Source organism: Bartonella sp. CE47NXGY (assembly GCF_042195415.1).
In the GTDB taxonomy this organism is placed as follows: Bacteria; Pseudomonadota; Alphaproteobacteria; order Rhizobiales; family Rhizobiaceae; genus Bartonella.
Genome location: NZ_JBHIOI010000196.1, coordinates 1 through 884, shown reverse-complemented (window position 1 = coordinate 884; position 884 = coordinate 1). Strand labels below are relative to the sequence as shown.

1 pseudogene is annotated in these 884 nt (G+C 41.6%); it reads right to left on the bottom strand.

Annotated features, from left to right (window positions below):
- Positions 1-167: 167 nt before the first annotated feature.
- Positions 168-884 (bottom strand): annotated as a pseudogene (locus ACFIL3_RS10615) (hypothetical protein); the annotation flags it as partial.

Genomic DNA, 884 nt, shown 5'->3' with positions numbered 1-884 from the left:
CACTTGGATGTGGACCATCTTCCTCTGTTGCACCATTATTTCCTGTAACAGAACCACTTAGCCTTTCCTTATTCTTCGCGAAAAGCTCTTGAAGCTGTTCTGGTGTATAGTCACTTATATGCCCAATGACTCTTGTGTTTTTACGATTAATAAGAGGGGGGATTACTTCAGCCATTGGTTTGTTTCTCCTTAATGCGTCCATCTCTATCAACGAACAACATGCCTTCCGGCAATGCTTCTATCTGTTTTTCTAGTGGATCATTTGACTGTGCATGATTTCCCTTATAAGCATCTTGCCCATAGGCGGCTCGAACGAGCTCGTTTGTTGCTTCTGCACCACCAAAAAGAATTGCGCGCGTTGCTGCATTGGATTTATTGAAAGTGTCAATAACTGTTTTTAAAGATTTCTTCATTTGCTCTGCAGAAAGATCTTGATACAACGCCGCTACAGAGTTTTGCAATGCTTGCAATTCCATATTAGACAAATTCCCAAAGCCAGATGCGCCATTTGGTGAAAATGCTTTTGCTTTTCTCAAGGCATCAAGCCCGATACTTGCCTTCAATGAATCGAGCATATGCCCAAAATCTTTTGCCTTAGAATTAGGAAGGAACGACATTATAGGACCAGTGAAACCAACAACATGCGGGTGTTCCTCAATAGTTTTTAGCAATTCTTTAGATGCTGAGAGTATACGATTTGACCTGTCTGCTGTTTCCAGAATTCGCATTTGCATTTGTTGGTTTTTACGCTCCTCCTCCTTCTGTTCTTGAATTAATTTATGTTCTGAACCACTGCCTGCAATTGGCACCGCACGTATGCCACCAAGTGCATTTTCATCCTTAACATACATATAACCTGATTCAGGCTTTGACAGCATGCCATC